The sequence below is a fragment of the Thauera aromatica K172 genome (assembly GCF_003030465.1).
Taxonomy (GTDB): domain Bacteria; phylum Pseudomonadota; class Gammaproteobacteria; order Burkholderiales; family Rhodocyclaceae; genus Thauera; species Thauera aromatica.
In genome coordinates, this window is record NZ_CP028339.1 from 433,530 (window position 1) to 458,730 (window position 25,201).

General features: G+C 66.6%; 27 protein-coding genes, 1 tRNA gene and 1 pseudogene. 13 read left to right on the forward strand and 16 right to left on the reverse strand.

Annotation, left to right across the window (positions count from 1 at the left end; genetic code table 11):
- Positions 1 to 6 precede the first annotated feature (6 nt).
- The 4 genes and pseudogenes from Tharo_RS02100 (at position 7) to Tharo_RS02110 (ending at position 3,617) form a co-directional block, all read left to right on the forward strand.
- The gene (locus tag Tharo_RS02100) at positions 7 to 198 is read left to right on the forward strand and encodes a hypothetical protein (protein WP_107219792.1); all 192 of its coding nucleotides are present in this window, start codon (positions 7 to 9) and stop codon (positions 196 to 198) included.
- 72 nt (positions 199 to 270) lie between these two features.
- Positions 271 to 759, forward strand: coding sequence for a hypothetical protein (locus Tharo_RS02105; RefSeq protein WP_107219793.1), 489 nt, complete (start codon positions 271 to 273; stop codon positions 757 to 759).
- A pseudogene (locus tag Tharo_RS18140) lies at positions 759 to 998 on the forward strand (PriCT-2 domain-containing protein); the annotation flags it as partial. The gene Tharo_RS02105 and the pseudogene Tharo_RS18140, both read left to right, overlap by 1 nt.
- 6 nt (positions 999 to 1,004) lie before the next feature.
- Positions 1,005 to 3,617 (forward strand): TOPRIM and DUF927 domain-containing protein, encoded by a 2,613-nt coding sequence (locus Tharo_RS02110; protein ID WP_245880977.1) that lies wholly within the window; start codon positions 1,005 to 1,007, stop codon positions 3,615 to 3,617.
- Positions 3,618 to 4,184: 567 nt separating this feature from the next.
- Here the strand turns inward: Tharo_RS02110 and Tharo_RS02115 are convergent.
- The 3 genes from Tharo_RS02115 to Tharo_RS02125 all read right to left on the reverse strand — a co-directional run bounded on the left by Tharo_RS02115 (position 4,185) and on the right by Tharo_RS02125 (position 6,220).
- On the reverse strand, positions 4,185 to 4,505 hold the full coding sequence (locus Tharo_RS02115) for a hypothetical protein (protein WP_107219795.1): 321 nt from the start codon (positions 4,503 to 4,505) through the stop codon (positions 4,185 to 4,187).
- A gap of 2 nt (positions 4,506 to 4,507) precedes the next feature.
- Positions 4,508 to 5,176 carry an NUDIX hydrolase gene (locus Tharo_RS02120; RefSeq protein WP_107219796.1) on the reverse strand — a complete coding sequence of 223 codons (669 nt, stop codon included), beginning with the start codon at positions 5,174 to 5,176 and terminating at the stop codon, positions 4,508 to 4,510.
- A gap of 84 nt (positions 5,177 to 5,260) precedes the next feature.
- Positions 5,261 to 6,220, reverse strand: coding sequence for an HrgA protein (locus tag Tharo_RS02125; protein ID WP_107219797.1), 960 nt, complete (start codon positions 6,218 to 6,220; stop codon positions 5,261 to 5,263).
- Between the two features lie 99 nt (positions 6,221 to 6,319).
- On the opposite strand from Tharo_RS02125, the gene Tharo_RS02130 reads away from it, so the two are divergent.
- On the forward strand, positions 6,320 to 6,673 hold the full coding sequence (locus Tharo_RS02130; protein ID WP_107219798.1) for a helix-turn-helix domain-containing protein: 354 nt from the start codon (positions 6,320 to 6,322) through the stop codon (positions 6,671 to 6,673).
- A gap of 63 nt (positions 6,674 to 6,736) precedes the next feature.
- Here the strand turns inward: Tharo_RS02130 and Tharo_RS02135 are convergent, their stop codons facing one another.
- The 4 genes from Tharo_RS02135 to Tharo_RS02150 form a co-directional block, all read right to left on the reverse strand.
- Entirely contained in the window at positions 6,737 to 9,592 is a 2,856-nt protein-coding gene (locus Tharo_RS02135) for a class I SAM-dependent DNA methyltransferase (protein WP_107219799.1), read from the reverse strand.
- A 98-nt stretch (positions 9,593 to 9,690) separates the two neighbouring features.
- Positions 9,691 to 10,548 carry a KilA-N domain-containing protein gene (locus Tharo_RS02140; protein ID WP_107219800.1) on the reverse strand — a complete coding sequence of 286 codons (858 nt, stop codon included), beginning with the start codon at positions 10,546 to 10,548 and terminating at the stop codon, positions 9,691 to 9,693.
- A gap of 275 nt (positions 10,549 to 10,823) precedes the next feature.
- On the reverse strand, positions 10,824 to 11,312 hold the full coding sequence (locus Tharo_RS02145; RefSeq protein ID WP_107219801.1) for a thermonuclease family protein: 489 nt from the start codon (positions 11,310 to 11,312) through the stop codon (positions 10,824 to 10,826).
- A complete protein-coding gene (locus Tharo_RS02150) occupies positions 11,312 to 11,578 on the reverse strand; it encodes a helix-turn-helix domain-containing protein (RefSeq protein WP_107219802.1) in 267 nt (88 codons plus the stop codon). The genes Tharo_RS02145 and Tharo_RS02150 overlap by 1 nt, the downstream gene beginning before the upstream one ends.
- Before the next feature lie 272 nt (positions 11,579 to 11,850).
- Here Tharo_RS02150 and Tharo_RS02155 point away from each other — a divergent pair, with 272 nt between their 5' ends.
- From Tharo_RS02155 to Tharo_RS02165, 4 genes are all read left to right on the forward strand, one after another.
- Complete coding sequence (locus Tharo_RS02155; RefSeq protein ID WP_107219803.1) at positions 11,851 to 12,342, forward strand: hypothetical protein; 492 nt, start codon at positions 11,851 to 11,853, stop codon at positions 12,340 to 12,342.
- Positions 12,343 to 12,412: 70 nt separating this feature from the next.
- Positions 12,413 to 13,258, forward strand: coding sequence for a hypothetical protein (locus Tharo_RS02160; RefSeq protein WP_107219804.1), 846 nt, complete (start codon positions 12,413 to 12,415; stop codon positions 13,256 to 13,258).
- 10 nt (positions 13,259 to 13,268) lie between these two features.
- Positions 13,269 to 13,541: a hypothetical protein gene (locus Tharo_RS17530; RefSeq protein WP_159051650.1), complete on the forward strand. Its 273-nt coding sequence runs from the start codon at positions 13,269 to 13,271 to the stop codon at positions 13,539 to 13,541.
- A gap of 69 nt (positions 13,542 to 13,610) precedes the next feature.
- The gene (locus Tharo_RS02165; protein ID WP_159051651.1) at positions 13,611 to 14,498 is read left to right on the forward strand and encodes a hypothetical protein; all 888 of its coding nucleotides are present in this window, start codon (positions 13,611 to 13,613) and stop codon (positions 14,496 to 14,498) included.
- Between the two features lie 33 nt (positions 14,499 to 14,531).
- Here Tharo_RS02165 and Tharo_RS02170 read toward each other — a convergent pair whose 3' ends face one another.
- Positions 14,532 to 14,729: a hypothetical protein gene (locus tag Tharo_RS02170; protein WP_107219806.1), complete on the reverse strand. Its 198-nt coding sequence runs from the start codon at positions 14,727 to 14,729 to the stop codon at positions 14,532 to 14,534.
- A gap of 122 nt (positions 14,730 to 14,851) precedes the next feature.
- Here Tharo_RS02170 and Tharo_RS02175 point away from each other — a divergent pair, with 122 nt between their 5' ends.
- From Tharo_RS02175 to Tharo_RS02185, 3 genes are all read left to right on the forward strand, one after another.
- Positions 14,852 to 15,811, forward strand: coding sequence for a site-specific integrase (locus Tharo_RS02175; RefSeq protein WP_107219807.1), 960 nt, complete (start codon positions 14,852 to 14,854; stop codon positions 15,809 to 15,811).
- Between the two features lie 262 nt (positions 15,812 to 16,073).
- Positions 16,074 to 16,304, forward strand: coding sequence for a hypothetical protein (locus Tharo_RS02180; protein WP_107219808.1), 231 nt, complete (start codon positions 16,074 to 16,076; stop codon positions 16,302 to 16,304).
- A 94-nt stretch (positions 16,305 to 16,398) separates the two neighbouring features.
- The gene (locus tag Tharo_RS02185) at positions 16,399 to 17,352 is read left to right on the forward strand and encodes a hypothetical protein (RefSeq protein WP_159051652.1); all 954 of its coding nucleotides are present in this window, start codon (positions 16,399 to 16,401) and stop codon (positions 17,350 to 17,352) included.
- 125 nt (positions 17,353 to 17,477) lie between these two features.
- Here Tharo_RS02185 and Tharo_RS02190 read toward each other — a convergent pair.
- The 5 genes from Tharo_RS02190 to Tharo_RS02210 all read right to left on the reverse strand — a co-directional run bounded on the left by Tharo_RS02190 (position 17,478) and on the right by Tharo_RS02210 (position 20,289).
- Positions 17,478 to 17,553 (reverse strand) — tRNA-Lys (locus Tharo_RS02190).
- Between the two features lie 96 nt (positions 17,554 to 17,649).
- The gene (gene ruvC, locus Tharo_RS02195) at positions 17,650 to 18,189 is read right to left on the reverse strand and encodes a crossover junction endodeoxyribonuclease RuvC (RefSeq protein ID WP_107219810.1); all 540 of its coding nucleotides are present in this window, start codon (positions 18,187 to 18,189) and stop codon (positions 17,650 to 17,652) included.
- Positions 18,190 to 18,196: 7 nt separating this feature from the next.
- On the reverse strand, positions 18,197 to 18,514 hold the full coding sequence (locus Tharo_RS02200; protein WP_107219811.1) for a heavy metal-binding domain-containing protein: 318 nt from the start codon (positions 18,512 to 18,514) through the stop codon (positions 18,197 to 18,199).
- A gap of 29 nt (positions 18,515 to 18,543) precedes the next feature.
- The gene (locus Tharo_RS02205) at positions 18,544 to 19,431 is read right to left on the reverse strand and encodes a DMT family transporter (protein ID WP_107219812.1); all 888 of its coding nucleotides are present in this window, start codon (positions 19,429 to 19,431) and stop codon (positions 18,544 to 18,546) included.
- 132 nt (positions 19,432 to 19,563) lie between these two features.
- The gene (locus Tharo_RS02210) at positions 19,564 to 20,289 is read right to left on the reverse strand and encodes a YebC/PmpR family DNA-binding transcriptional regulator (RefSeq protein WP_107219813.1); all 726 of its coding nucleotides are present in this window, start codon (positions 20,287 to 20,289) and stop codon (positions 19,564 to 19,566) included.
- Between the two features lie 144 nt (positions 20,290 to 20,433).
- On the opposite strand from Tharo_RS02210, the gene Tharo_RS02215 reads away from it, so the two are divergent.
- Complete coding sequence (locus Tharo_RS02215; RefSeq protein ID WP_107219814.1) at positions 20,434 to 21,939, forward strand: helicase HerA-like domain-containing protein; 1,506 nt, start codon at positions 20,434 to 20,436, stop codon at positions 21,937 to 21,939.
- 46 nt (positions 21,940 to 21,985) lie between these two features.
- Here Tharo_RS02215 and metF read toward each other — a convergent pair whose 3' ends face one another.
- From metF to ahcY, 3 genes are read right to left on the reverse strand one after another with little or no spacing between them, the layout of a single operon-like run.
- Entirely contained in the window at positions 21,986 to 22,819 is an 834-nt protein-coding gene (gene metF / locus Tharo_RS02220; RefSeq protein ID WP_107219815.1) for a methylenetetrahydrofolate reductase [NAD(P)H], read from the reverse strand.
- On the reverse strand, positions 22,816 to 23,673 hold the full coding sequence (locus Tharo_RS02225; protein ID WP_107219816.1) for a TlyA family RNA methyltransferase: 858 nt from the start codon (positions 23,671 to 23,673) through the stop codon (positions 22,816 to 22,818). The genes metF and Tharo_RS02225 overlap by 4 nt, the downstream gene beginning before the upstream one ends.
- A gap of 48 nt (positions 23,674 to 23,721) precedes the next feature.
- A complete protein-coding gene (gene ahcY / locus Tharo_RS02230) occupies positions 23,722 to 25,167 on the reverse strand; it encodes an adenosylhomocysteinase (protein ID WP_107219817.1) in 1,446 nt (481 codons plus the stop codon).
- Positions 25,168 to 25,201 lie beyond the last annotated feature (34 nt).

A 25,201-nucleotide genomic window follows, 5' to 3' on the forward strand; every position in this document is an offset into this window, starting at 1 on the left:
GCCAACATGGCAACAAACCTGAATCTGATCCCGTTCCAGCAACTGCCGGAGCACTACCCAGCGCTATGTGTACGCACGCTGAGGAATCGACTGAAGGACGACGACGAATTTCGTGCAGCCACCCTACGAGTCGGGCGCCGGATCCTCGTGGATCGGGAAGGGCTCGAGCGCTGGCTCGAATCGAAGCGGCAGAAATGAAAAGACCGCCTTGCAGGGCGGTCTTCCTTAGAACTTGTGCTCTTGTCGGGGCACGCACACTGGAGATGCAGCATGCCCATTAATGGTTACAGCCCGACGGTTTCGCGTCAAGGCTTTTCGTTCTGCGACGACGCTGCCTGTCAGCAGGTCCCGCACTCGCTGGAAGGCCTCACCGCCGACGAGCGTCGTGCGTATGTTCGCAACGCATGGCCGACTGGCGACCTTCATGCGGACGACCGCGCTACCCTCGAGCTCGCGATCGCTGTCCGAGATAGGTTTTCCGCCTTCGACGATGTCGATTTCAACTGCGCGCTGTTCGGTTGGCGGTTGTGTGGGTTTGCTCCAGCCGATCGCCAGCCCGAGGATTGTGACGCTGTCTTTCTCGCCGCGGCCATTGAGTGGGGGCACCCGGCCTTCGGCGCCCCCATCGTCCGGTGCGAGCTTGGCGACGATCCTGTTTTGAGCATCTCTGTGAACGAGGGCGAGACTTGGCGCCGCATCGAGGTCGCCGAGCTCTGCGACGTCCTCGGGGACTGGCTCGAAGCGCGGAGGGCCGCGTGATGGGCGCCGCAGCATTGAGGATTCGGCCGTGGACGCCGGAGCGCGCCCGCGATGCGCTGAGCTACTGCAGTCCTGACTGCAGTTATGAGGATTGGATCGCCTTCGGGCAGGCTCTACACTCGGAATGGCCTGATGAGACGGGGCTAGACCTATGGTGCGAGTGGTCGTCCGTTGCTGATTCGTTTCCCGGTCGCAAGGATCTTGAGGCGCGCTGGCGCGGATTTCGGTCCGGAGGTGGTCGGACCATGGCGTTTGTCCACGGCCAAGCGAAGGCGCGCGGCTGGCACGACGATGCCCGCCCGGTGCAGATCGATCCCGCCGAGGCCGAGCGCCGCCGTGTCGAGCGGGCCGAGCGGGACGCGCGGGCGGCTGCGGAGCTGGAGGCCGAGCGTGCGGAGGCTGCCGAGCGTGCGAATGCGATCTGGGGCGCGGTCTCTGCCAACATCACCGATCACCCATATGTCCTGCGGAAGGGCGGTCTCGGCTTCGGCGCGCTGGTGCGCCGCGGTCCTTGGCCTCAGAACGATTGGCCTGACGCGCTGCTGACACCGATCTTCGATCGCGACCAGCGCCTGATGTCGGTCGAGGCGATCTCCGCGACCGGCGAGAAGCGTTCGCTCCGTGGCGGCCAGAAGGCCGGCGGTTTCTGTGCGATCGGGCGGTTCTCGGATGGCGCGGCGAAGGAGGTCATCATCGCCGAAGGCATCGCCACGGCGGCCGCGTGCGCCGACGCGACCGGCAGACCTGCGGTGGCTGCGTTCTGCAAGTCGAACCTGCGGGCGGCCGCTGAGGCAGTGCGGGCGATCCGTCCGGACATCAAGATCGTCATCGCTGCGGACGTCGGCGCCGAGCGTGAAGCGCGCCAAGCTGCCGCGGCAGTCGGCGGGTATGTCGCGGCCCCGGCGGGCGTCGACGGCGACGGCAGCGATTTTTGGGACGTCTGGTCGCAACGCGGACCGGACGAGGCAGGCCGGCAGCTGCTCGGCGTGCTGCGTGGCGATCCGGTGGCACCGGAGGTCGAAGGCGCACCAGCAGGCGATGCGGTGCTGGCCGACATTGATTCAGCCACGCAGGGAAACGATCCGGCCCTCGATCCGGCGAGTACGACCAAGGAGCATGAAGCCACACCTTCCGTGTCGGAAAGCGAGCGCCCGTGCTTCCGCGTGTACGATGACTGGGTGGTTCTGGACACAGGTCGCAGGCTTCGGCCCGGCGTGTGGCATCACACCATGTCCACCCCGAAGAGCGGCGAACCCTCGCCCGTCGATTCGTTTGTGTGCGGCCCGCTTTATGTACTGGCCCAGACGTTCGATGGCACCGAGAACAACTTCGGCCGACAGCTTCGTTTTCGGACCACGGCGGGCCGGTGGCGCACGTGGGCGATGCCCATGGAACTGTTGAAAGCCGACGGTGCGGATCTGCGCGGCGAGCTGCTTGCGATGGGCCTCGATATCGACCCGCATGCGCGTCAGACGCTCTCGCGTTACCTGCAGGATCGGCCGCCGGTGAAGCGGATCCGCTGCGCCCTTCAGGTGGGGTGGTGCGGCACCTCGTTTGTGCTGCCCGATGCCGTCATTGGCCCTGATGCGTCCGGTGTGATCTTTCAGTCTGGGGAGCGTGCACATGATGAGCACGGGCAAGCCGGCACGCTTGAAGGGTGGCGGAACGAGATCGCAGCGCGGGCGGTGGGCAACCCGCTGTTCGTCCTCGTGCTGTCGGCGGCGTTCGCCGGCCCACTGCTCAAACGCACCAATTCCGAGGGTGGTGGGCTGCACTTCGTCGGCGACAGTTCCACGGGAAAGACCACCCTCCTTGAGGCGTCGTGCTCTGTGTGGGGTGGCCCGGGCTACAAGCGCAGCTGGCGCGCGACGGCCAACGGCATGGAGGGCGCTGCTTCGATGTTCAATGACTGTTTGCTGGCGCTCGACGAAATCAGCGAGTGCGACCCGCGCGAAGTCGGGGCGATTGTGTATTCGCTCGGCAACGGCACCGGCAAGCAGCGCGCGAGCAGAACCGGGTCGGCGAGAGCTGTAACGCGCTGGCAGGCCGTCGTTGTCTCGACCGGAGAGCGCACCATTACAACGACGATGGCGGACGGCGGGTTTAAAACCAAGGCTGGGCAGGCGGTGCGCCTGCTAGACATTCCTGCTGCGCGGCGCTTCGGGTGTTTCGACAACCTCCACGGACTTCCGTCCGGGACTGCCTTGTCCGACGCCATCAAGCAGGCCGCAAGCCGGCACCACGGAAAAGCGGGGCGCGCATTCCTGAAACTACTGACCGTGGATCAGCGCGACCTTGCGGTATTGCTCGAGCAGATCAAGGCGCTACCTGTGCTGAACCCCAGTGACGCCGAAGGTCAAGACAAGCGGGCTGCTGGCCGCTTCGCGCTGCTCGCTCTGGCGGGCGAGCTGGCGACCGAGTATGGCATCACCGGGTGGGATAAGGGCGCTGCCACGGCTGCAGCTGTTGCGGGTTTCGAACTGTGGCGGTCGATGCGCGGCAAGGGCAACGACGAGCGCCGACAGATCCTCGATCGTCTCTCGTCGTTCATCGAACGGCATGGCGACAGCAGGTTTTCGGCTTGGACAGCGGACTCGGCTGTGGTCCGTGATCGTGCGGGCTGGTGGAAGACAGACGATGCGGGCGGGCGGCTGTACCTGTTCACCGCCGATGGAATGCGCGAGGCGCTGAAGGGCTACGACTTCAAGCGCGCGCTCGATGTGCTGGAAGCGTGCGGCGTTATCCCCAAGGCTGCCGGGACTGGCGAGCGCCGGCGGTCTGTGCGGATTTACGGCGTGACCGCCAAGGTCTACGAGGTGAATTACTCCGCTCTGCAGGGTGGTGCCGACGTTGTGTGATCTCTTGTGCCGTCGGGTGAACGAACCACGAAGCCGGTCTTGTCCCGGCTTTTTCCGTCATGCTGTGCGTTCTGTGCCGGTTGTGCCGGGTGCGAGACGTGCCGGCGGTACGGCAGAACCCGCTCCAGCACTGAATGTGCCGCCTGTGCCGCCTGTGCCGCTCAATTTCCACAAGGTACGAGCCAGGTCGGGCACTGCGGCTTCAAGCCCTCCAGTTGGCTCGGGTTCTCTCACGCGACCTCTATTTGTAGACGGTACAGGCGGCACAAGCGGCACACTCAATAGCGGCGCGGGATTCACTGTGCCGCCTAGTCAAAATGCAGGCGGTACAGGCGGCACAAACTGGGAGTTCGGCTATCGGATGCCCGCACTCACTGCCGTCGATGCCGGACCGCTGCGGAGGCGGGTGTGGTGGTGTCGGTGTGCGCTGCCCTTCCTGCCGGCCATCTGGCGCACGCTCCCGCTGACCGGCGCGCCCCGACGCGGCCCGATCGACCCCGCGGCCGATGGGTGGCCTCACCGGCGAGGCGTTCGGCCGTCTGGGGCGGTCCTGCGCGGTGGGGCGGGTCAGCGGCGGGGCTTGCCGTCCTGCAGGCGGGCCATGGCGGACCAGACGCTCATGTACGCGTCGTGCAGCTCGTCGTCCTTGGTGGCGGCCTTATGGTTCGCGTAGTCGATGTCGAGTAGCTCGCGCGAGATCACGCCGACGACCTCGGCCTCCGGGATTGCCGCCCGGAAGCGGTAGTCGGTGCCGGCGCCCTCGATGATGTTCGCGCCGGGGAAAAGCGCCTCCAGATCTTGACGGCGGCGTGCCCGGACCAGCAGATGGTCGGGCGGGCAGTCCTTGCGGACGATCGAGACGAAGCCGCGGGGGCTCATCAGCCACATGGTCAATCCTCCCGGGCCGCCGGCTGCGCCATCAGCGCCGCTGCCAGCCCTTGGTCGTAGGGTGAGGTCAGGAACTCGAGCAGGCGCTCGCGGGGGCACAAGACCACCGCCTGCGCCTCCCAGCCCATGTCCGCCGGGCTGCCTGCGACCCGCCGGGCGGTGTAGTACCGGGCGACGGATGTGGAGCGCTCGACGTCCATCAGGTGCCCGGTGATCGCGACCTGCAGGCCAGCCTCTTCCCATGCTTCGCGGATCGCTGTCGACTGCAGCGATACGCCATGGTCGGCGGTGCCTTTGGGCAGCGTCTGGTCGTAACTCCCGAATCGGTTGGTCGGCGCCACCAGCCAGATGCGCCCGTCGTTCTCGATCACCGCTACTCCGGCGCTGGCGTGCTTGCCGGCGGTCAGGGTCAGCGGCGGCTCGTCGAGGTCGGGGTTCTGCCCCTCGACCTGCGCCCACTCGGCCGCCGTCCGCGGGTGGTCTGTCCATGGCGCGACCGGGATGCCGTTCAGCTCCGCCGGTACCGGGCCGCCCGGGACGAAGACCGCCACGGCTGCCGGGTCGAACCAACTCGTGGGCGGTGTGGGCGTGCTCGGGTGCTTGATGACAACGGGGTTGCCGCTGTCGTTGACTCTCGGGTGATAACTCGGTGCGGCTGTCGGCGTCTTCACGATGGGGATTCCCTTGATGAGCCGTAATCTGGCAGTTGCAGCGCTTCGGCGCCTCTCGGAGTTGTGCCCGCGTTATTCGCGCTGCTAGTCCCCTTCGGGGATCGAAGCCGGCTTGTCCCACTCTTTCTCAGACGTATCTCGCGTTTTGTAGAAGGAGGCAACCAGCTTTGCGAACTGCCGAAAATCCTTGTTCTCTTTCGCAAGTCGGTTGCTGGTCGCCCAGTCGACCGCGTCGCGCTCCCGCGCGGGGATGCGTATGGCGCTTTCAGCGGGATTTTCGACGTTGAGCTCGATTAGGCCAATGCCATGCAGGCCGTGCAGCATCATGAGTTCGGCATCGGTGTCAGGATCAATCTCGGCCGCCACGAGATACCCGAAGTTTGCCCACGACGAGTTCGAGACGGCCTGAAAATAGTCTCGACGGACAGACGAGCGCGAAACTCGAAGCTTGACCTCGAATGACCACAGGCGCGCGCGCTGATCGCCGGCCTTTTCCGCGCAGTCTTGGATCTGCGGTTGCCAGTCTGCCATCAGGTCCTCTAGGCCAACCACGTCCGGATGGAGCCACTCGTTCGCTTTCGGGCCGAGGTTGTTCGATGATGTCTTTTCGTCGATGCGTTTGGGGTAGACCCGATTCTGCACAGGGCCTACCCAAAGAAAGTGTGCAAGGAGTGGATAGAGGTCAGATTCCTTCAGCTTTTGCTGGGGCGATGCAACTGCCGGCTCGTTGTCGGATATCTCCTCAGGGGCATGCTCGACGTCTCCCCACGAGTACTTCCTCGGTGAGGTGTCCGAGCACTTCAGCGCGGCGTACTTCTTCAGCCACTGGGGCCTCCGGCTGCTGATCTCATTGGCGATCTGTGCCTCGATCTTCACGCCCTGCTTGCTGTTCTGCTGCTTCTTTGCGCACCAGTCGGGGAAGCTCTGAACGATGAGGCCCGCTAACTCTGCAGAGCTGAGCTGCTTTCCGGGGGTGCCGCTCAGGATCGTGACAACCAGATCCCCGAGGCTGGAGGTGGTGTTGAGCGATGAGGGTGTAGGCATCGTTCGGCGCTCGTAGATTGCTAGAAAGCGTTATGCAAATTCGGTTCATCCTACGATTTTCGTAGAGTCGTCACAAGGGCGTTCTTCGACTATCGAAGAATGCCGAAGTACACAACGCCCCGGACCTTGTTTGGCCGCCGCCTGCGCGAAGCCCGCCTGAGGGCTGGCATCCCGCAGGACAAGCTGGGGGTTCTGATCGGCATAGATGAGCTATCGAGCAGTGCGCGCATCAGCCGATACGAGAACGGCACCCACGAACCTCCATTTGTCATCGCGGAGAAGCTGGCCGCCGCGCTTGGCGTCCCGACCCCGTTCCTCTACACGTCTGACGACGAACTTGCGGAGGTTGTCTGTGGGTTTGCAGCCCTACCGCCCGCCAAGAAGGCGGTGTTGATCGCGCTCCTTGACGAGCTTTCGGGCGAAGCGAAGTCGGGGGCGCGGACGGCTCCTTAAGTCATAGGCCGGAGCAGGGTTACCTCTATGCTTTCAGGGCTGGACCTGGCGCTCCTGGTGCGCTTAGTTCTGCCCGCTGGCGCGGGCGTGGTTGAGCGCCAGTAGGCGGCGCAGGATTTCGTCGTCGGCCATCTCGGGCGTGTAGTCGGTCCAGCCGTAGGCCGCCGCCACCGCAGCGTCGAGGGTCTTGTGGGCGTGGTCGAGCCATGCTGGGCGCTGGTTGTAGAGGTTCGTCAGCGTGCGCTTCTTCAGCTCGGCCTCGTGGCCGGGCTTGGCGACGATCCGGTCCGGGAAGCCCGGCACCGCCTCGGGTACGCGCTCCACCCACTCAGCCGGGTTCAGCCAGTTCTCCCGCAGTTCGTTGAGCCGGCGGGCAGCGGTGGCGATCGCCTCGGCGAGCGGGCCTTCTGGAGCGCCAGCGGCCGTGTCGGCGGGCGTCATGCCGGCGGGGAATGGAAAGGTCTCGAAGGTCGTGGTGGGGGTATAGCGCGGGTCGTTACCTGCCCCCATCCATGTGCAGAGCCCAAGCGCCCACAGCTCATGGAATCGTGAGTGCAGAATGCCGAAGGTGGTGTCGTCTTGGCGCGCAATGACCGTCAGGTTCTTGTCCGGCACGATGGGGTGGCGCACCCATGCAAACACGCGATGCTTCGACACCTCGGGGGTCACGATGAAGCGGGGTATTTCTCTAACGGCCGCTCGCATCTTGGGGCGCGCCCACTGGAAGATCCACCACTGTTCGTTGGTCCTCGCCTCGCGCTTTCCGACGCGGGTGGGCTGTACGTGCTCTTTCGCGTATCCGAATGGCGCCTCGTAGAGCGCGGCCTCGTCCTGCTTCATGTCGACGCCGTAGTCGATGATCCAAAAGTCTCGGTTGCGCCGCGTGATGTCCAGCCCGTTGAACCATGGCTTCACCACTTCCGAGTTCGACCTGCCGTGCGGGTTCGGGAGTCGGAGCCATTGGCGCGCCAGCTCGCCCGGGATATCGAACGGCCCGGTCTTCTGGATGCCAAGGTATGCCGCGCCCGCATTCTCCTTAAGGGCCTTGGCGTTTGTCAGGCTCGATGAGGTGTCTCCTGTGCCCTGCTGGCCGAAGGCAGTTAGGTCAGCATGAATGCCATTGACCGGGATGCCGTCGAGCTTCGCGCCGTCGCGATTCCCAAAGCACATTAGCGAGACGCGGACCGCCGCACCGTCGTTGACCCACGGCTCGTCGCTCCACGCCTCGAAGATGCGGGTGCTCTGGGCTATGCGGTCCAGCACCTTCCGGTTTGCGCCACCGCGGATCGAGTTCGTCGCGACGAGGCCGACTGCCTCGCAGCGCTTGGCCTCGATCTGCGCCCGGGCCTTCTCGAACCAGTACAGCACGAGGTCTGCGCCCCCGGGCACCCGGCCACCGTAGCAGGAGCGGATCCGCGCAGTTGTCTCGGCGCCGAGTTCGCTTCGCATGCGCTTGTCGCCGAGGAACGGCGGATTCCCCACGATCGCGTCCACCGCCGGCCACGCGGCCTCGCTCCCGTCCTCGTTCAGCAGCGCGTCCCGGTTCTCGATGTGATCCAGGCGCGCGAGGATCGGGTTCCTCCGGCAGTCATAGCCGTGCTTGAGCATCCACTGGATCTCGCCGATCCAGACGGTCACCCGGGCGAGCTCGGCGGCGTATGCGTTGATCTCGATGCCGCGCACGTTGTCGGGGCTGGTCTCGATGGTGAGTTGGCGATGCAGCCCGAGCGCTTCGGCGTCCAGGTTCGCGCGGTGCTCGAGGTCCTTCAGCGCACGCAGGGCGAGATACAGGAAGTTGCCCGAGCCGCACGCGGGGTCGAGGACCCTGAAGTCCTTCAGCCGCTCGACGTAGCCCAGAAATAGCGCTTGCGCCTCCTGCCCGGCCTTCTGGGAGCCTTTCCCGCCAGCGTGGTACTTCTCGACCAAGGGGGCGATTCTGGCCTTGGCTGCCTCCCATTCGCGCTCGAGCGGCTCAACGACGACGGGGCGGACCAGTTTCATGATGGTGCCCGGGTCTGTGTAGTTGGCGCCGAGCGGCGCGCGGATTTTCGGGTCGAGGCCACGCTCGAACAGCGTGCCGAGGATCGACGGCTCGATCGCGCTCCAGTCCATGCGGCTGGCAGCCAGCAGGGCTTCGATCTCGCCCGGGACCAGTTCCAAGACTTCCGCATGCTCGAACAGCCCGCCGTTGAAGTAGGCGATGTCCTCGAGGAGGAAGTCGCCGCCGGTGCGCATCGCCTGGAACATCTCCGCCATCGACACCGCGAGCTTGGCCGGGTCGCCTTGGCGCTTCGTGATGACGTGCTCGAAGAGCTTCTTCGGCAGCAGGCCGATGTCCTCGCTGAACATGCAGAACAAGCACTGGATGAGGAAGTGCGCGACCTTGGCCGGGTCGTGCCTGCGCTCGGTCATGGACTTCGCGATGTCCGCGAAGCGACCGGCGGCGTCCGTTGTGATGTCGAGGACCGTGCGGCCGGGGCGGAACCGCTCGGGCTCGGTGAACAGCCACCGCAGGCGTTGTTGGTTCTCCGGGGTGCCGATGTCCTCAAGGCGGATCGTGTAGGTCTCGCTCGGGGTCCCGGTGAAGTGCGTGTGGATCTGGGTGATGTCGCGGTTGCTCACCACCAGCAGCGGCGGATTGTCCAGCGCGAGCGCGTAGGTCATGAGCTGGCGCAGGGCGCCCGACAGGTCACCGCCGGGGCCTTTGTTCTCCCAGCCGAAGTGGCTGCGTTTCCACACGTCGGCCCAGCCATGGCCGGCACCGGTGCGGGTCGCGCCGCGCTCGAAGCAGTAGCTGTCGGGGTTGTTCGGCGGATCCACACCGAGCATGGAGCAGAGGTCGAGGAAGAACGCCTGCGAGCCGGCGCGCTCGGAGAGAGGGTTGTTCTTCCACTTGGTGACGAACTGAACTGGGGTCATGGGGGCGCTATCAGGAAGGAGGCTGCGTTGACGTCAGCTGCCAAGCATAGCAGGTGCATAAAAATGCCCGCACGAGGCGGGCATTTTCAGTACAAGGGTTACTTCGTCTGTCGCCTTACGGACGGCGGTCCCAGTCGCGGATCGTTCGCTGCGCTCTTCATCGGCAAGGCAAGGATCAAGGCGTCGAGATGCGGTAGTGCCGCAGGGTCGCGCTGAGAGAAGTATCGAGCCGCATTTTCGGGCAGCCATCGCTCTTGGATAAGCTTTCGGAATTCGGCCAAGACGTTGTTCGGATAAAGCTTGGCCGATACGCGTCGCCCGTCCGGGTAGCGATGGAGATACGTCGGCAAGCTGTCAGTGTCGATTCCGAGGGAGTCACGCAGATGCTTGCACAGGAAGCGGCCCATGCTGATGTCAGGGACCATCCGTTCCGGGAGTTCGTACCCCGACTGATCGAGGGGGGCAATCAGCAGGAAGGTCATTTCCTGCAGGACGCTGAAATAGCCAGCGGGTACCTGATTCAGGTTAAGCATGTGCCTGCGGATGTGGTAAGGCATGCGGTTCGGCGCACCCTTGCCCGACATCCATTCATGGACCCACTTGGACACTTGGACTGCGAATTTGCCGGATGCCCACTGACCGAGGTGAATGGCGACCTGCGGATGTACCCAACTTCCACCGCCGGTGGAGGGCGCACCGGGGAAAGTCTCTACAAGTGCTTGTTTTTTCTCAACTAGGGATTTTTCCACCAATTGAGCTTGTAGGCCCGTTTCGGCAGAAAGCTCTGTGAGGAACTCTTGGGTACTCTTGTTACCCATGTAGTCCTTGAACTGCTTGCCGGCCGCTTGGCATAGCGCAGTTGCGTTGATGTACCCATCACTGGCGCGCTGGCTGATGACGGAGTTGTTGACTTGATGCTGGATCAAGGCGAGGGACAGCTGATGCTTCGGTTGCATAAGGCGAATTTCCTCTGCAGCGCCGGCTACCGCGAACATAGGAGGGCGTCAAGTCTTGACGCGTTGATAAGGACGCCTATAATCACGTTCGCTCTAGACGCAAGTTTGCAAAAAAGCACACACGAACACTTTTGTCAAAGGGGAGTTCGTCGTGCAGTTGGGCCCAAAATTTTCTGCCCCAGTCCGCCTGCCAGCGGGCTGGGGTTTTCATTTTCAAGCGCGACAAATAATAGCCGTGGTTATTGATTTGCGCAAAAAAATTAAATCTTTTTAAATCAGGGCTTTGCGATATTTCGTTGTGAGTTCTGACTGAGCTTGCTACTAGATGTTGATTCAGTAGGCTGGTTGCCTGCTCGCCAATTCCATGGCGCGAGCGGATTTCGGTCCGTCCACAGCCCGCGCCCGGCGCTGCGTGCCTCGTCCTGCAGGCGGTACAGCGTCTTGTCGCGCGCGTAGCGGTCGTACACCCATGCCATGCCGCGGCGCACCTGTGCGGCGTTCGCGTCCACGCCGCCGCAGCTCACGCGGCCGACGATGCGTTTGTAGCGGTCGACGTCGGTCACTCGCACCTCGGCGCGCTTCTCGTGGCACAGCTCGCCGAGCGACTGCCGCGATCGGGTGCCGAAGGCCTGCCGCTTCTCGGGGGCGTCGATCTCCGCCAGCCGGATCTTCACCTGCTGGAAGTCCTCGTTCAGCACGGTCAGCGTGTCGCCGTCGGCGATCGCCACTACGAGCCCGACGACGAGCGCTGCAGTGCCGGCCACTACTCGGTCTCGCGCGGGGCGGGCTTGGCTTTCTTCCTCGGGTTCCCGAACGCGCGCAGCTCGTCGAAGATCGCCGTGGCCTTTGCGTCGGTGTTGAAGGCGATGTTCAGGAGGACTTGGACGGGGTTCGGGATGTCCCGGCTGGACTCGTATCGGCTGCCGCCCGACTGCGTGGTCTGGAAGGGGGCCCAGAACTCGCGCTGATTGAGTCCGAGCTTGCGGCGCAGTTCGAGGACTTCGGCGCCGGAGTAGGTCTTGAGTTTCATGGCATGCCCTGAGTTTTTCGGGCGCATATTCTAGCCCGCTCCGGCCTCCTGCCGGCCCTGCGCTGGTACGCCTCTATCACCCGGGCTTGGGGCGCTTCCATCCGCGTTTCTGGCGCCGCTGGGTGCGGGAGGGCTTGGTGTAGTCGTCCATGGTGGGCCTCGCAGGGGTGCTGTGGTCCCGGCATGCTGCCGTCACGGTGGGCGGCCGTGCAGGCGAGGATCAGGACGTGACGGCATCATGAGGCCTGTTATCCGAATAGCAGGAGCAGCACATGGCCCGCCGACTCACCGCCGACGAATGGACGTCCGTCAGGAAGGAGTTCGAGACCGATCCGCGTCTGAGCTTCGGCGATCTGGCGAAGAAGTTCGGGATCTCAAAGCAATCGATCCACGCCCATGCAAAGGCCGAAGGGTGGCAGCGCGTGATCTCCCTGCAGGAGCTGCACGAGCGCGCACAGCTTCGGGCCGATCGCCTCGTGGACGGCAAACCTGACGATCCGGCTCTCGCGTCAAGTCGTCTTGACGGCATCGACGAGGCGACCGCTCGCCGCGCCGCGGTGCTGGAGCGCCACCGGACCGAGTGGAACATGCCGCGTAAGATCGCCTATGAGGCCGCGCAGACGCGTGACCTCGAGAAGGCGCGGCTTGCGAAGACGATTGCCGAGGCGCTGCGCAATGTCCAAGAGGGCGAGCGCAAGGCCTGGGGCCTTGATGCAGCCGAGAATCCGACCGGTGGGGCGGTTATCGTGATCGACCGCGGCTGATCCTGTTTCGCCCTGTTTAGAGTCGTGATGCCACCATTCTGGCATCGCAACCGCTCAACAGGACCGCACCATGGCCCGGAAGAAGACTTACGAAGAACTGACCGCCGCACTGGGTGAAGCCCGCGCTGCGCTGGCTGATGCGCTGCTCGACGGCGCCAGCACCGAGGAACCGCGCCGTCGCATCGCCGACATCGAGGGCGAGATCGCCGCGCTCGAAGCTGAGGCCGAAGCCAAGGCCGACGCCGATCGCGCCGAGGAGGCCGCCAGGGTAGAAGCCGTAGCCGTGGAGATTGCCGCCGAGCAGCAGGCCGCCGTGGTGGCCGCCGTCGAAGTGCCGGGCCTTGAGGAAGTCGTCGGCGAGCCCCTGCCGCAGCCCGAGCCTGATAGCGCCGTCGAGTCGGCATCGCGGTACGTCGCGCGCTGCCGTGCCGCGCTGGCGCAGGCCGAGGCGGAGCACAAGCCCCTTGCCGACGAGGTCGAGGCCCTGCGTGCCCGGATGAGCGCCAAGATCGCCGCGTGCGACGCGATCCGGACCCGCCGCTCTGCCGGCGACGAGCGTGCCAGCGACGCGGCCGAGCTGGCGCTGATGACCGCCGACGCCGAATCACTGCGCACGATGGCCGATCAGGCGCTCCAGCGTGCCAGCGCTGCCGATCACCGTGCCGCGGCGCGTGAGGCCCTGCAGGCGGCCGAGGCGCAGCTTGCCAGTGCCCGCAGCAGGGCTGCGTTCGCCGTTGCGCTGACTCGCCTGCGGATGGCCGAGAACGCGTATCTGAATGCGTTCCGCACGGTCGTGCATACCGGTCGCGCCTGCGGTGAATCGTCGCCGTGGCTGCGCTACAAGCCGTCGGCCGATCTGGTGCGCGCAGCAACCGGCCAGATTTTGCCGACCGCCTCGAACCCCTTGTTCAAGTAAGGAGCCCGCGATGACTGTCACATCCGCCACCCGCGATCCGCGGGGGCGTTTCTGCCCCGGCGCGACCGGTAACCCTGCAGGCCGTCCGCGCGGCGCCGCTCACGTTCGACGTATGGAGCGCGCGCTTCCGAGCCTCATCGAGCGCGCCATCGAGCGTGCCATGCAGCCCGATGCGCCTGACGAACTCGTCACCGCGACGCTGAACGCCATCATCGTTTTCGAAATGGCCGCAGTGCTGCGCGAGGTCGATCAGCTCGCCGCCGCGCTGGGCGGTGCTGCCTAATCGCCACCCGTCTCTTGTTTCTGGCTCGCCGCGCTCTCTCCTGCGCGGCTGTTCTTGGCCCGGGCGCGCATGAGGCGTCCGGGCATTTTTTTGGAGGTTGCACGGATGCGGGCTCCGGGCGTCGAGTACAAAATTCTCGTTCAGGGGCAGACTCACTTCAGGTGCGAGCGCCTTCACGCGGAGATCAGCACCGGCGAGTGCGCGCGGCGTTGGCAGGGAGCGACGCTGCGCAAGCACGAGCGGCTCGTGAGCTGCCAGCGCTGCCCAATCGGGGCGATCCATGCTCAGCCGGAGTCGCCGCCAGTGGCCCAGAACGGCACCACGCCGGCCCCGGCGCCTGTGAAGTCCTCGCTGTGCATTCGGTGCGGGAGACCCGCCACACGGCTGATCTGGGGCGAGTTGTGCCCGAGTTGCTCGAACCGTGAGGTCGAGTGGCGCCGCGGGGCGAACGGGCGGGGCACGGCGCCGATTCTGTACAAGCCGATTCGGCTGTGGCGTGTCGGCGTCGTCGATCGTGATGGACGGGTCGGCTGGCAGAAGTTCAGCGGTCAGAACTTCGGCGAGGCGCTCGCGCGGGCCGTACGTGCGGGGTATCGTCTGCAGGGTGACCGACCTGGCGAGCCGACTTGGAATGCGGGCGCAGGGCGGTTCGAGTACCGAGACGATGCCGGTCGTGTCCTGCTGGAGCTTGAGGTCGACGGTCGGATTGAGTTCGTTGCTGTGGATCACCTGCGCGTGGGTGAGGTCCCTGCGTCGGTGACCATGCCGCAGATGCTCGTCACACCGGAGGAGGCTGCGGAGCTGCTCCCGGTGTGGTTGAGCGACGAAGAGTTGGACCAGGTCGGTACCGACTGGCGCCAGGTCGACCTCGGGTGCCGTTCCTGCCGGGCGGGTGTCCTGCATGCCCGCAGGCGGGGTGGGGCGCTGGAGTGCCGCTGCTCGGCGGCGTGCTGCTGAGCCGGTCGCCGCCACGGTGGGCGGCCGGTGGCGTTACCGTTTGCGCTGCGTGGCTGGCTTCGCGGCGTTCCTTCGTTGCAACCCATATGCCAGCAGTCGCAGTTCGCCCTCCTGCGTCTCGCTGAGTCGTCCTGCGTCGGATGCGCGGTTGATCTTGCCGATGACGCGCTGCAACGCGACGTTGTTGATGGCGCGGCGGACGTCGGCGAGGGTGACGTTCTTTCGGGACATGGTGGTCTCCTGTTTCGTTCGTGAAACGCCAGTGTGACATCACGTCTTGCACTCCTCCAGTTAGTACGGTGACATAGCAACCGAGATTGGTTATTACCGTCACCGAACCGCAGGAGGTCGCCATGCATGCACTGATTCCCACCACCCCCGAGGCGCTGCCCGCCGCGCTCGCCGACACTGCCGAGGCTGCGACCGCGCTGCTCAAGGCGCGGCACTCCGAAACCACGCGCCGGGCGTACGCGGCTGACGCGCTGCGTTTCCGCGACTGGTGCGCCGCCTCGGGCCTGTGCCCTCTGCCGGCCGAACCGCAGGCGGTCGCGCTGTTCGTCGCCGCCGAGATCGGGCGCGGGCTCAACCCGAGAACGGTCGGTCGTCGCCTGGCTGCGATCCGCCATCTGCACCGCGAGGCCGGCTTGCTCGATCCGACCGCCGCTGAGGTCGTGCGCGCGGTGCTGGCTGGCGCTCGCCGCACGGCTGGCGGTCCGCCCCGGCAGGCTGCGCCGGCGACTGCATCGGCTTTGGAACGGATGCTGGCGACGTGCGACGACTCGCTGATCGGTCAGCGCGACCGGCTGCTGCTCGCGCTGGGCTTCGGCGGTGCCTTCCGGCGTGCGGAGCTGGTCGCGCTCGACGTCGGCGACCTCGAAGTGCTCGAGCACGGCCTGCGGGTGTTCGTGCGCCGCTCGAAAACGGACCAAGAGGCGCAGGGTCAGCACGTTCCGGTCGCCGATGGGCCGAGGACGTGCGTCAAGGCAGCGTTGCGCGACTGGCTGGCCGCCTCGGGCATCACCGCTGGCCCCTTGTTCCGATCCGCCCGCAAAGGGGGCGCGCTGACCGACCAGCGCCTCGTCGACAGATCGGTGGCCGAGATCGTCAAGCGCCGGGCAGCCGCCGCCGGGCTGGATCCGGCGAAGTTCTCCGGTCATTCGCTTCGCCGCGGGTGGATCACCAGCGCGGCCGAGGCCGGGGCCGATGCGTTCCGGATCATGGACGTGTCGCGCCACCGCCGCGTCGAGACCGTGCGGATCTACATCCAGCGCGCCAACGACTTCGTGGGGCACGCAGGCGCGACATTCGCGTGAGGGTGGTGTCGTGTGCTGGTGCGCTGGTTCGGTACGCCTGCCGGCGATGACAATTGACTTGCGGACACCGCCGCACCAGAGGTAACACAGGGTCGTCGGGCGAGCGGCCCGGGTGAGGGCAGCGTGATAGGATCGTGCTGCCGTGTCGGGAGGGAGCAATCCCTGCCGGTTCCAGAGCCCGGTTCGCCAACCTGACACGGCGCTCGTCATCCAGTTTGGCGATTGGACGGCGAGCAAGAAACCTGCTGCTCTGGAGTTCCCCATGCCATCCATCCCTCTCCCCGGCACTGCTGCCGACCTGCGCGATCGCCTTGCGCGCGCCATCGCCTTCGTCGAAAGAACCCGCGCCGATAGCGCCGCCCAGCTCGAGCACGCTCAGGCTCGCGGCGATTCTGCTTCCGTGCAGTTCTACGCCGGCCGCGTGCAGGGCTTCGACTTCGCGCTCGCCGAGATGCGGAACGTCCTCGTGATCGACGAGGAGGTGCGGACATGACCCCGGCGATACTGTGGATCCGCTATCGCGCGCTGCGGCGCTTCTTCAACTCGAAATGGGCGCTGCGGCTTGCTCGGGCAGGCGTGCGGCTGTGGTGGACGCCATGAAGGGCGTGTTCATCTGCGCCGCCGAGCTCGAGGCGCTCCATGGCTGCCCGCCGCTTGCCGGGATGGCCTACCTCTGGCTACGCTCGTTCGTGGATCTGAGGTCCGGCATCGTCGGTCGCACGCGGCCGGTGTCGCTGTCGATGCTGCGCGCCTACACTGAGACCCACACGCCTCGCGGCAGCGGCGTGCAGATCACCCAGCCCAGCGAGCGCGGCATCCGCACGGCGCTCGCTGCGTTGGAGCGTGCCGGCCTGCTGCGCCGCCTGGGCGATGACCGCAGCCTCCTTTTTCGCCTCCCGCGGATGGAAACGCTGGCGCTCGCCTCCGGCAAACCCGACGCGAACCTGACAGGCGAACATGGTGCCGAACCCGGCGCAGTGGATAACCGGGCGAATGCCTTGCCTGGCGCGGGATTCATTCGTCGCCGCGAGCCGAACCCGACGGAGAACCCGCAGGGGGTCTATCGGCCGAACCCGACACACATCAGAGGTCAGAGCTTAAAACCATCACCCCCACACACGGCGTCGACACACGAACCGGGATTGCGCGCACGCGAGGCCGCCGCCGCTGTCGGTGATGCAGAGCTTCAGACGGTCGCCACCCTGCTGCGCGGCGCCGGCGTGCGGGTCGGTGGTGCGGAGCCGGAGCTGGCCGATCTGGTCGCGCGTGGCGTTACCGATGTCGACCTGCTCGCCGCGGTGGTACTCGCCCGGCAGGAGCGGCAGGCGGTCGGCAGCGCACAGCCGATCGGGATTCGCTATGTTGCCGCGCTGCTCGATCGGGTTCGGCAGCAGTCAAGCAAGGCGCCGGCGGCGGCCTGGTGGTCGTCCGAGTCGGCCATGCTCGCCAAGGGCGCCGAGCTGGGTCTGTCGCCTCGGCCGGGCGAGGACTGGGGAGGGTTCAAGGGCAGGATTCGGGGGGCGCTGGGGCGGGCGGCGTGAGGGTGGGTGCTCGCGGACTCCGGTAGCACTGCCGGCATTGCCTTCTGCGGGAGCAATGAAGGAGCAATGGACCTGAAAAGCAAAAAGGCCAACCCCGGAGGATTGGCCTAAGTGCTTGAATTCGGTGGTGGGGGCACTAGGACTCGAACCTAGGACCAATTGATTAAGAGTCAACTGCTCTACCAACTGAGCTATACCCCCGGTGCCTTGCGGCGGATCGGGTTGGCGCCCGATCAGGAAGGCGCGAATCATACCCGGACGGACCCAGCAGCGCAACCGCTTTGTCCGGCGCTGCGTTCAGCCCAGCAGACGTCCTGCGCGGCGGCGGGTGCCTGCGCGCGCGCCCAGACCGTGCGCGCCATGGGCATGGCAGATCGCGCAGGCGAGGGCGTCGGCGGCGTCGGGGCCCGGGCTGGCGTCGAGCGCGAGCAGGCGCTGCACCATGTGCTGGACCTGCTCCTTGGCCGCCTTGCCGTAGCCGACCACCGATTGCTTGACCTGGAGCGCGGTGTATTCGCTCACCGCCAGATCGCACGATACCGCGCCGCAGATCACTGCGCCGCGCGCCTGGCCGAGGAGCAGGGTGGATTGCGGATTGACGTTGACGAACACCTTTTCCACTGCGACCACGTCGGGCTGCCAGGTGGCGATTACTTCGCGCACGCCGTCGAGCAGCGTCTTCAGGCGGCCGGGGAGTTCGCCGTCGGCGGTCCGGATGCAGCCGCTGGCGACGTAGCGCAGCTGGCTGCCGAGCTGGTCGATGAGGCCGAAGCCGGTGATCCGCAATCCGGGGTCGAGGCCGAGGATGCGGGTGGCGACGGTGGCGGTGCTGCCCACCTTCGCTTCAGACCTGCACCGCAGTGCCGCTGACGCACACCATCAGCATGCCGTTGTCGGCGCCGAGGACTTCGTAGTCGACGTCGATGCCGATGATGGCATTGGCACCGAGGCGGCCGGCTTCGGCCTGCATTTCCTCGATGGCGATGCGGCGGGCGTCGGCGAGGGTGCGTTCGTAGGCGCCGGCGCGGCCGCCGACGACGTTGCGGATGGAGGCGAACAGGTCCTTGAAGAGGTTGGCGCCGATGATCGCTTCGCCATTGACCACGCCGAGGTACTGGCGGACGGGCTTGCCGTCGAGGGTGGAGGTGGTGGACATCAGCATGGCGTTCTCCGGGAAGACAAAATCCGATTCTAGCCCTTGCGCGCCAGCCACACGCCCGACACGGCGATCGCCATGCCGGCGAGGGCGATGCCGTGCAGAGTCTCGCCGAACATCGCCCAGGCGATCAGCGCGGTGGTGGGTGGGGTGAGGTAGAACAGGCTGGCGACGTTGACCGCGCTGCCGCTGCGGATCAGCAGGTTGAGCAGGCTGATCGCGCCCAGCGACAGCACCAGCACGAGCCAGGCGAGGGCGAAGATGAAGTCGCCGCTCCAGTCGATGTGCAGGGTTTCGGTGCGGCTGGCGACGAGGGCGGTGAGGAGCAGGCTGGGCAGGAACTGCACCACCGAGCCGGTGCGCAGGTCGAAGCGCGGGCAGAAGCGCTTCTGGTACAGGGTGCCGGCGGTGATGCCGAACAGCGCGGCGAAGGCCGGTTCGAGCATGTGCATCAGCTGCTCCGGCGCCATGCCGTCCACCGAGGTCTTGCTGCCGACGACTAGGGCGACGCCGACAAAGCCGAGCGCCAGCCCGGTCCACTGCCGTGTCGACACCCGCTCGCCGAGCAGCAGGCCGGCGCCGGCGGCGGTGAGCAGGGGCTGCATGCCGACCACCAGCGCCGACACTCCGGCGGGCAGGCCGCGGTGGATCGACATGAACACCCCGCCGAGGTACACCGCATGCACGAGCAGGCCGGTGATGCCGATGTGCATCGCCTCGCGCGGGCTGGCCGGCCACGGTGCGCGCATCGCCAGCGCCAGCATCGTCATCAGCGCGATCACCAGGGCGTAGCGGGTGGCGAGGAAGGTCAGCGGCTCGGCATAGGGCAGGCCGTACTTGGCGCCGATGAAGCCGGTGCTCCACAGCAGCACGAACAGGAGCGGCATGAAGCGTTGGGTCAGGGACGAGGTCGTGATGGGCATCGGAGAGGCGCTGCCAGTGGGCTGCGGGCGGACTGCGATCGATCGATTACCGCGGGGGGAGCCGCGATGCGTGGCGCACAAGCAAAAAGCGGCGCCCGGCGCCGCTTTTTCGTCAGGCGTGCAGGCCGAAGCTTAGTCGACGATCTCGGCCGAGGTATAGACCTCCTGCACGTCGTCGAGTCCTTCGAGGGCATCGAGCAGTTTCTGCATGCGCGCGGCCTCGTCGCCGGCGAGCTCGATGACGTTGTCCGGTTTCATCGTCACTTCACCGAACTCGGCGCTGAATCCGGCCTTCTCCAGCGCTTCCTTGATCGCGGTGAATTCCCACGGCCCGGTGATCACCTCGATCGAGCCGTCGTCGTTGCCGACGACATCCTCGGCGCCGGCCTCGAGCGCGGCTTCCATCAGCGCGTCCTCGTCGGTGCCGGGAGCGAACAGGAGCTGGCCGCAGTGCTTGAACTGGTACGCCACGCAGCCGTCGGTGCCCATGTTGCCGCCGTACTTGGAGAAGGCGTGGCGCACGTCGGCGACGGTGCGGGTCCGGTTGTCGGTGAGGCAGTCGACCATCACCGCCGAGCCGCCGATGCCGTAGCCTTCGTAGCGGATCTCTTCGTAGCTCACGCCTTCGAGCTCGCCGGTGCCTTTCTTGATCGCGTTGTCGATCTTGTCCTTGGGCATGTTGACGCCCTTGGCCTTGTCCACCGCCAGGCGCAGGCGCGGGTTGAAGCCCGGGTCGCCGCCGCCCATCTTGGCGGCGACGGTGATTTCCTTTGCCAGCTTGGAGAATGCCGCACCGCGCTTTTCGTCCTGACGACCCTTGCGGTGCTGGATGTTGGCCCACTTCGAATGACCCGCCATATGAACCTCGATGTTGCCTGCGCGAATGAAGAGGCCGGCATTATAGCGTCCTGCTTCAGGCTTGCCGGGCTCGAGTCGTACGGGCGGCAGGTGCGGGGCTGCTACACTTTGCAGACGACATCGTTCGATTCAGGGAGCCCGGGCATGACCGAACCGTTGCTGATTGCGAAAGCCGCCGACCAGGCGCAGTTCAAGGACATCCACCTGCTGCCGCGGCTGGCCAACCGCCACGGCCTGATCACCGGCGCCACCGGCACCGGCAAGACGGTGACCCTGCAAAAGCTCGCCGAGTCCTTTGCCGCGATCGGCGTGCCGGTGTTCATGGCCGACGTCAAGGGCGACCTCTCCGGCATCGCCGCCGCCGGCACCGCCTCGCCCAAGCTGCTCCAGCGCCTGGCGGCGATCGGCATCGGCGACTACGTGCCGCGCGCCAATACCGCCGTGTTCTGGGACGTGTTCGGCACCCAGGGCCATCCGGTGCGCGCCACCATCTCCGACATGGGGCCGTTGCTGCTCGCACGCCTGCTCAACCTCAACGACACCCAGAGCGGCGTGCTCACCCTGGTGTTCCGGATCGCCGACGACAACGGCCTGCTGCTGCTCGACCTCAAGGACCTGCGCGCGATGGTGCAGCACGTCGGCGAGAATGCAAAAAACTTTACCACCGGTTACGGCAACATCTCGCCGGCCTCGATCGGCGCGATCCAGCGCAACCTGCTGGCACTGGAAGAGCAGGGCGGCGACGTCTTCTTCGGCGAGCCGATGCTCGACATCGGCGACCTGATGCAGACCGACGCCGAGGGCCGCGGCGTGATCAACGTGCTCGCGGCGGACAAGCTCTACCACTCGCCCAAGCTCTACTCCACCTTTCTGCTGTGGCTGCTCGCCGAGCTGTTCGAGCAGCTGCCCGAAGTCGGCGACCCGGAGCAGCCGAAGCTGGTGTTCTTCTTCGACGAGGCCCACCTGCTGTTCGACGACGCGCCCAAGGCGCTGGTCGACAAGATCGAGCAGGTCGTGCGCCTGATCCGTTCCAAGGGCGTGGGCGTGTATTTCGTCACCCAGAATCCGCTCGACATTCCCGAGACCGTCCTCGGCCAGCTCGGCAACCGCGTCCAGCACGCGCTGCGCGCGTTCACGCCGCGCGACCAGAAGGCGGTGAAGACTGCCGCCGGGACGATGCGCCCGAACCCGGCGTTCGACGCCGCGCAGGCGATCACCGAGCTCGGCGTGGGCGAGGCGCTGGTTTCCTTCCTCGACGACAAGGGCCGGCCGCAGGTCACCGAGCGCGCGTTCGTCATCGCGCCGGACTCCCGCCTCGGCCCGCTCTCCGAGGCCGAGCGCGGCGCGGCAATCGCCGGTTCGGTGATCCACGGCCATTACGAACAGGCGGTGGACCGCGAGTCCGCCTACGAGCGGCTGCGCGCCCAGGGCGAGGCTTCCGCCGCCGCCGCGCAGCAGGCGGCAAGCCGCGAGGGCGGCGGCGGTCTCAACGACATCCTGTTCGGCTCCACCGGGCCGCGCGGCGGGCAGCGCGACGGCCTGGTGCAGATCGCGGCGAAGACGGTGACGCGCACCATCGGCAGCAGCATCGGCCGCCAGATCGTGCGCGGCCTGCTCGGTTCCCTGTTCGGCGGCGGCAGCCGGCGCTGAGCCGCGGCGCCGGCCCGCGGCGGAAACCTGCTGCGGAGGCGGAGGTTCAGGCCGCGAGGCCGAGGCGGCGGCAGATCTCGGTCGTGGGGCCGGCCATGTTCATGCTGTAGAAGTGGAGCCCGGGCGCGCCTTCGGCGAGCAGCTTCTCGCACAGCCGGGTCACCACGTCGAGGCCGAAGGCGCGCACCGACTCGGCGTCGTCGCCGTAGCTCTCGCAGGTCTTGCGCATCCAGCGCGGCAGCTCGGCGCCGCAGGCATCGGAGAAGCGGGCGAGCTTGCTGAAGCTGCCGATCGGCATGATCCCGGGCACGATCGGGATGTCGATGCCGATCTTGCGCGCCGCATCGACGAAGTACAGGTAGGCGTCGAGATTGTAGAAATACTGGGTGATCGCTGCGTCGGCGCCGGCCTCGACCTTGCGCTTGAAGGCGGCGAGGTCGTCTTTCGGGCTTTTCGCCTGCGGATGCCATTCGGGGTAGGCGGCGACCTCGATGTGGAAGCGGTCGCCGGTTTCGGCGCGGATGAACTCGACCAGCTCGTTGGCATAGCGGAATTCGCCCGGGTCCTGCACGCCCGAGGGCAGGTCGCCGCGCAGCGCGACGATGCGGCGCACGCCGGCGCCGGCGTAGTCCTGCAGGATGGCGCGGATGCTGTCGCGGGTGGAGCCGATGCACGACAGATGGGGCGCGGCTTCGAAGCCGGCGGCGGCGATGTCCCTGACGGTGGCGAAACTGCGCTCGCGGGTGGAGCCGCCGGCACCGTAGGTGACCGAAAAGAAGGCGGGCTTCAGCGTCGCCAGGCGGGCACAGGTGGTGCGCAGCTTGTCGGCGCCCTCGGCGGTGGTGGGGGGGAAGAACTCGATCGAGATTTCGGTGCTCATGGGGTGTCCGGATCGGTGTCGCCAGCCGGTGTGCGGATGGCATGGAAGAAAAATTCGCGGTTGCCGTCGCCGCCGCTGATCGGCGAATCGAACCAGTCGAGGATGATCAGCCCGGCAGCGTGGGCGGCGGCGCGCAGCTTCGCCTCGACTTCGGCGTAGAGGGCGGCATCGCGCACGAGGCCGCCCTTGCCCAGGCCTTGCGGACCGACCTCGAACTGCGGCTTGACCAGCGCCAGCATGTGGCCGGCAGGCGACAGCAGGGCCGGCCATTGCGTCAGCAGCAGCGTCAGCGAGATGAAGCTGGCGTCGCACACGAGGAGGTCGAAGCCCCGCGGCGGAAAGTGTTCGCCGAGGTCGGCGGCGGTGAGCCGGCGGGCGTTGAGGCCTTCGAGCGTGACGCAGCGCGGTTCCTTGCACAGGCGCGGATGGAGCTGGTCGTGCCCGACCTCCACGCCGACCACCTTCGCCGCCCCGGCCTGCAGCAGGCAGTCGGTGAAGCCGCCGGTGGACTGGCCGATGTCGAGGCAGACGGCGCCCTGCACGTCCAGCCCGCTGCGCGCGAGCGCGCCTTCGAGCTTGAGCGCGCCGCGCGACACGAAGCGGTCGCTGGCGGCGGGAGTCACGGCCAGCCGCGCATCGGGCGGCAATGCCAGCGCCGGCTTGGTCACCGGCTGGCCGTCATGGCTGACGCGGCCGGCTTCGACCAGCGCGCGCGCCGCGGTGCGCGAGGGGGCCAGCCCCTGGCTCACCAGCAGCTGGTCGACGCGCTGCAGACCGTGGCGCTCGGCAGCGGTGCGTGCATGCGCCGCCGGGCGCGGCTTGCCCTGGCGGGCATGGAAGGCGTTCATGCTCATGGCGAGCTCCCGTCGGCATCGCAGGCCGTTTCGTGCCCTGGCCGCTGCTCAATAGCGATAATGCGTCGCCTTGTACGGCCCTTCGACCGGGACGCCGATGTAGGCCGCCTGCGCCGGGGTCAGGACGCTGAGTTCGGCGTTGAGCTTCTTCAGCTGCAGGCGGGCGACTTTTTCGTCGAGGTGCTTGGGCAGGGTGTAGACCCCGACCGGGTAGTCCGCGGTGCGCGTAAACAGCTCGATCTGCGCGATCGTCTGGTTGGCGAACGACGACGACATCACGTAGGAGGGATGGCCGGTGGCGCAGCCGAGGTTCACCAGACGGCCCTTGGCGAGCAGGATGATGCGGCGCCCGGAGGGGAAGATCACGTGGTCGACCTGGGGCTTGATCTCTTCCCAGCGGTACTGCTCGATCGAGGCGACGTCGATCTCGTTGTCGAAGTGGCCGATGTTGCAGACGATGGCCTGGTCCTTCATCTTCACCATGTGCTCGTGGGTGATGACGTGGTAGTTGCCGGTGCAGGTGACGAAGATGTCGGCGTGTTCGGCGGCGTAGTCCATGGTGACGACGCGGTAGCCTTCCATCGCCGCCTGCAGCGCGCAGATCGGGTCGATCTCGGTGACCCAGACCTGGGCGGAGAGCGCGCGCAGCGCCTGCGCCGAGCCCTTGCCGACGTCGCCGTAGCCGGCGACCACGGCGACCTTGCCTGCGATCATGACGTCGGTGGCACGCTTGATGCCGTCGACGAGCGACTCGCGGCAGCCGTAGAGGTTGTCGAACTTGCTCTTGGTGACCGAGTCGTTGACGTTGATCGCCGGGAACTTCAGCTCGCCCTTCGCGTGCATCTGATACAGGCGGTGCACGCCGGTGGTGGTTTCTTCGGTGACGCCCTTCACCTGCGCCAGGCGGGTCGAGTACCAGCTCGGGTCGGCTGCGAGCTTGGCGCGGATCGCGGCGAAGAGGATCGTTTCTTCTTCGGAGCCGGGCTTCGCCAGCACGGCGAGGTCCTGCTCCGCGCGCGCCCCGAGGTGGAGCAGGAGCGTCGCGTCGCCGCCGTCGTCGAGAATCATGTTCGAATACACCGGGGTGCCGTCGGCCGCCGCCGGCCACTCGAAGATGCGGTGGGTGTAGTCCCAGTAGTCGGCGAGCGATTCGCCCTTCACCGCGAACACCGGGATGCCTTCGGCGGCGATCGCGGCGGCGGCGTGGTCCTGGGTCGAGAAGATGTTGCACGAGGCCCAGCGCACGTCGGCGCCGAGCGCGGTGAGGGTCTCGATCAGGACCGCGGTCTGGATCGTCATGTGCAGCGAGCCGGTGATGCGTGCGCCGCGCAGGGGGCGGGCGGCGGCGTATTCGTCGCGGATCGCCATCAGGCCGGGCATCTCGGTTTCGGCGATGCGGATTTCCTTGCGCCCCCAGTCGGCGAGGGTGAGGTCGGCGACGACGAAATCGGTGAATCCGGAAGCGGTTGCGGGGGTGTCGGCCACAGCGTTCATGTGAAGCTCCTTGCCAGGGCCGGGCGGGGACGGG

Bases quoted from the DNA above. Each gene is read 5' to 3' on its own strand.
- Tharo_RS02100 (WP_107219792.1), top strand. From the start codon at position 7: ATGGCAACAAACCTGAATCTGATCCCGTTCCAGCAACTGCCGGAGCAC.
- Tharo_RS02105 (WP_107219793.1), top strand. From the start codon at position 271: ATGCCCATTAATGGTTACAGCCCGACGGTTTCGCGTCAAGGCTTTTCG.
- Tharo_RS02110 (WP_245880977.1), top strand. From the start codon at position 1,005: ATGGCGTTTGTCCACGGCCAAGCGAAGGCGCGCGGCTGGCACGACGAT.
- Tharo_RS02115 (WP_107219795.1), bottom strand. From the start codon at position 4,505: ATGTGGCTGATGAGCCCCCGCGGCTTCGTCTCGATCGTCCGCAAGGAC.
- Tharo_RS02125 (WP_107219797.1), bottom strand. From the start codon at position 6,220: ATGCCTACACCCTCATCGCTCAACACCACCTCCAGCCTCGGGGATCTG.
- Tharo_RS02130 (WP_107219798.1), top strand. From the start codon at position 6,320: ATGCCGAAGTACACAACGCCCCGGACCTTGTTTGGCCGCCGCCTGCGC.
- Tharo_RS02135 (WP_107219799.1), bottom strand. From the start codon at position 9,592: ATGACCCCAGTTCAGTTCGTCACCAAGTGGAAGAACAACCCTCTCTCC.
- Tharo_RS02140 (WP_107219800.1), bottom strand. From the start codon at position 10,548: ATGCAACCGAAGCATCAGCTGTCCCTCGCCTTGATCCAGCATCAAGTC.
- Tharo_RS02150 (WP_107219802.1), bottom strand. From the start codon at position 11,578: ATGAAACTCAAGACCTACTCCGGCGCCGAAGTCCTCGAACTGCGCCGC.
- Tharo_RS02155 (WP_107219803.1), top strand. From the start codon at position 11,851: ATGGCCCGCCGACTCACCGCCGACGAATGGACGTCCGTCAGGAAGGAG.
- Tharo_RS02160 (WP_107219804.1), top strand. From the start codon at position 12,413: ATGGCCCGGAAGAAGACTTACGAAGAACTGACCGCCGCACTGGGTGAA.
- Tharo_RS17530 (WP_159051650.1), top strand. From the start codon at position 13,269: ATGACTGTCACATCCGCCACCCGCGATCCGCGGGGGCGTTTCTGCCCC.
- Tharo_RS02165 (WP_159051651.1), top strand. From the start codon at position 13,611: ATGAGGCGTCCGGGCATTTTTTTGGAGGTTGCACGGATGCGGGCTCCG.
- Tharo_RS02170 (WP_107219806.1), bottom strand. From the start codon at position 14,729: ATGTCCCGAAAGAACGTCACCCTCGCCGACGTCCGCCGCGCCATCAAC.
- Tharo_RS02175 (WP_107219807.1), top strand. From the start codon at position 14,852: ATGCATGCACTGATTCCCACCACCCCCGAGGCGCTGCCCGCCGCGCTC.
- Tharo_RS02180 (WP_107219808.1), top strand. From the start codon at position 16,074: ATGCCATCCATCCCTCTCCCCGGCACTGCTGCCGACCTGCGCGATCGC.
- Tharo_RS02200 (WP_107219811.1), bottom strand. From the start codon at position 18,514: ATGCTGATGTCCACCACCTCCACCCTCGACGGCAAGCCCGTCCGCCAG.
- Tharo_RS02205 (WP_107219812.1), bottom strand. From the start codon at position 19,431: ATGCCCATCACGACCTCGTCCCTGACCCAACGCTTCATGCCGCTCCTG.
- Tharo_RS02210 (WP_107219813.1), bottom strand. From the start codon at position 20,289: ATGGCGGGTCATTCGAAGTGGGCCAACATCCAGCACCGCAAGGGTCGT.
- Tharo_RS02215 (WP_107219814.1), top strand. From the start codon at position 20,434: ATGACCGAACCGTTGCTGATTGCGAAAGCCGCCGACCAGGCGCAGTTC.
- metF (WP_107219815.1), bottom strand. From the start codon at position 22,819: ATGAGCACCGAAATCTCGATCGAGTTCTTCCCCCCCACCACCGCCGAG.
- Tharo_RS02225 (WP_107219816.1), bottom strand. From the start codon at position 23,673: ATGAGCATGAACGCCTTCCATGCCCGCCAGGGCAAGCCGCGCCCGGCG.
- ahcY (WP_107219817.1), bottom strand. From the start codon at position 25,167: ATGAACGCTGTGGCCGACACCCCCGCAACCGCTTCCGGATTCACCGAT.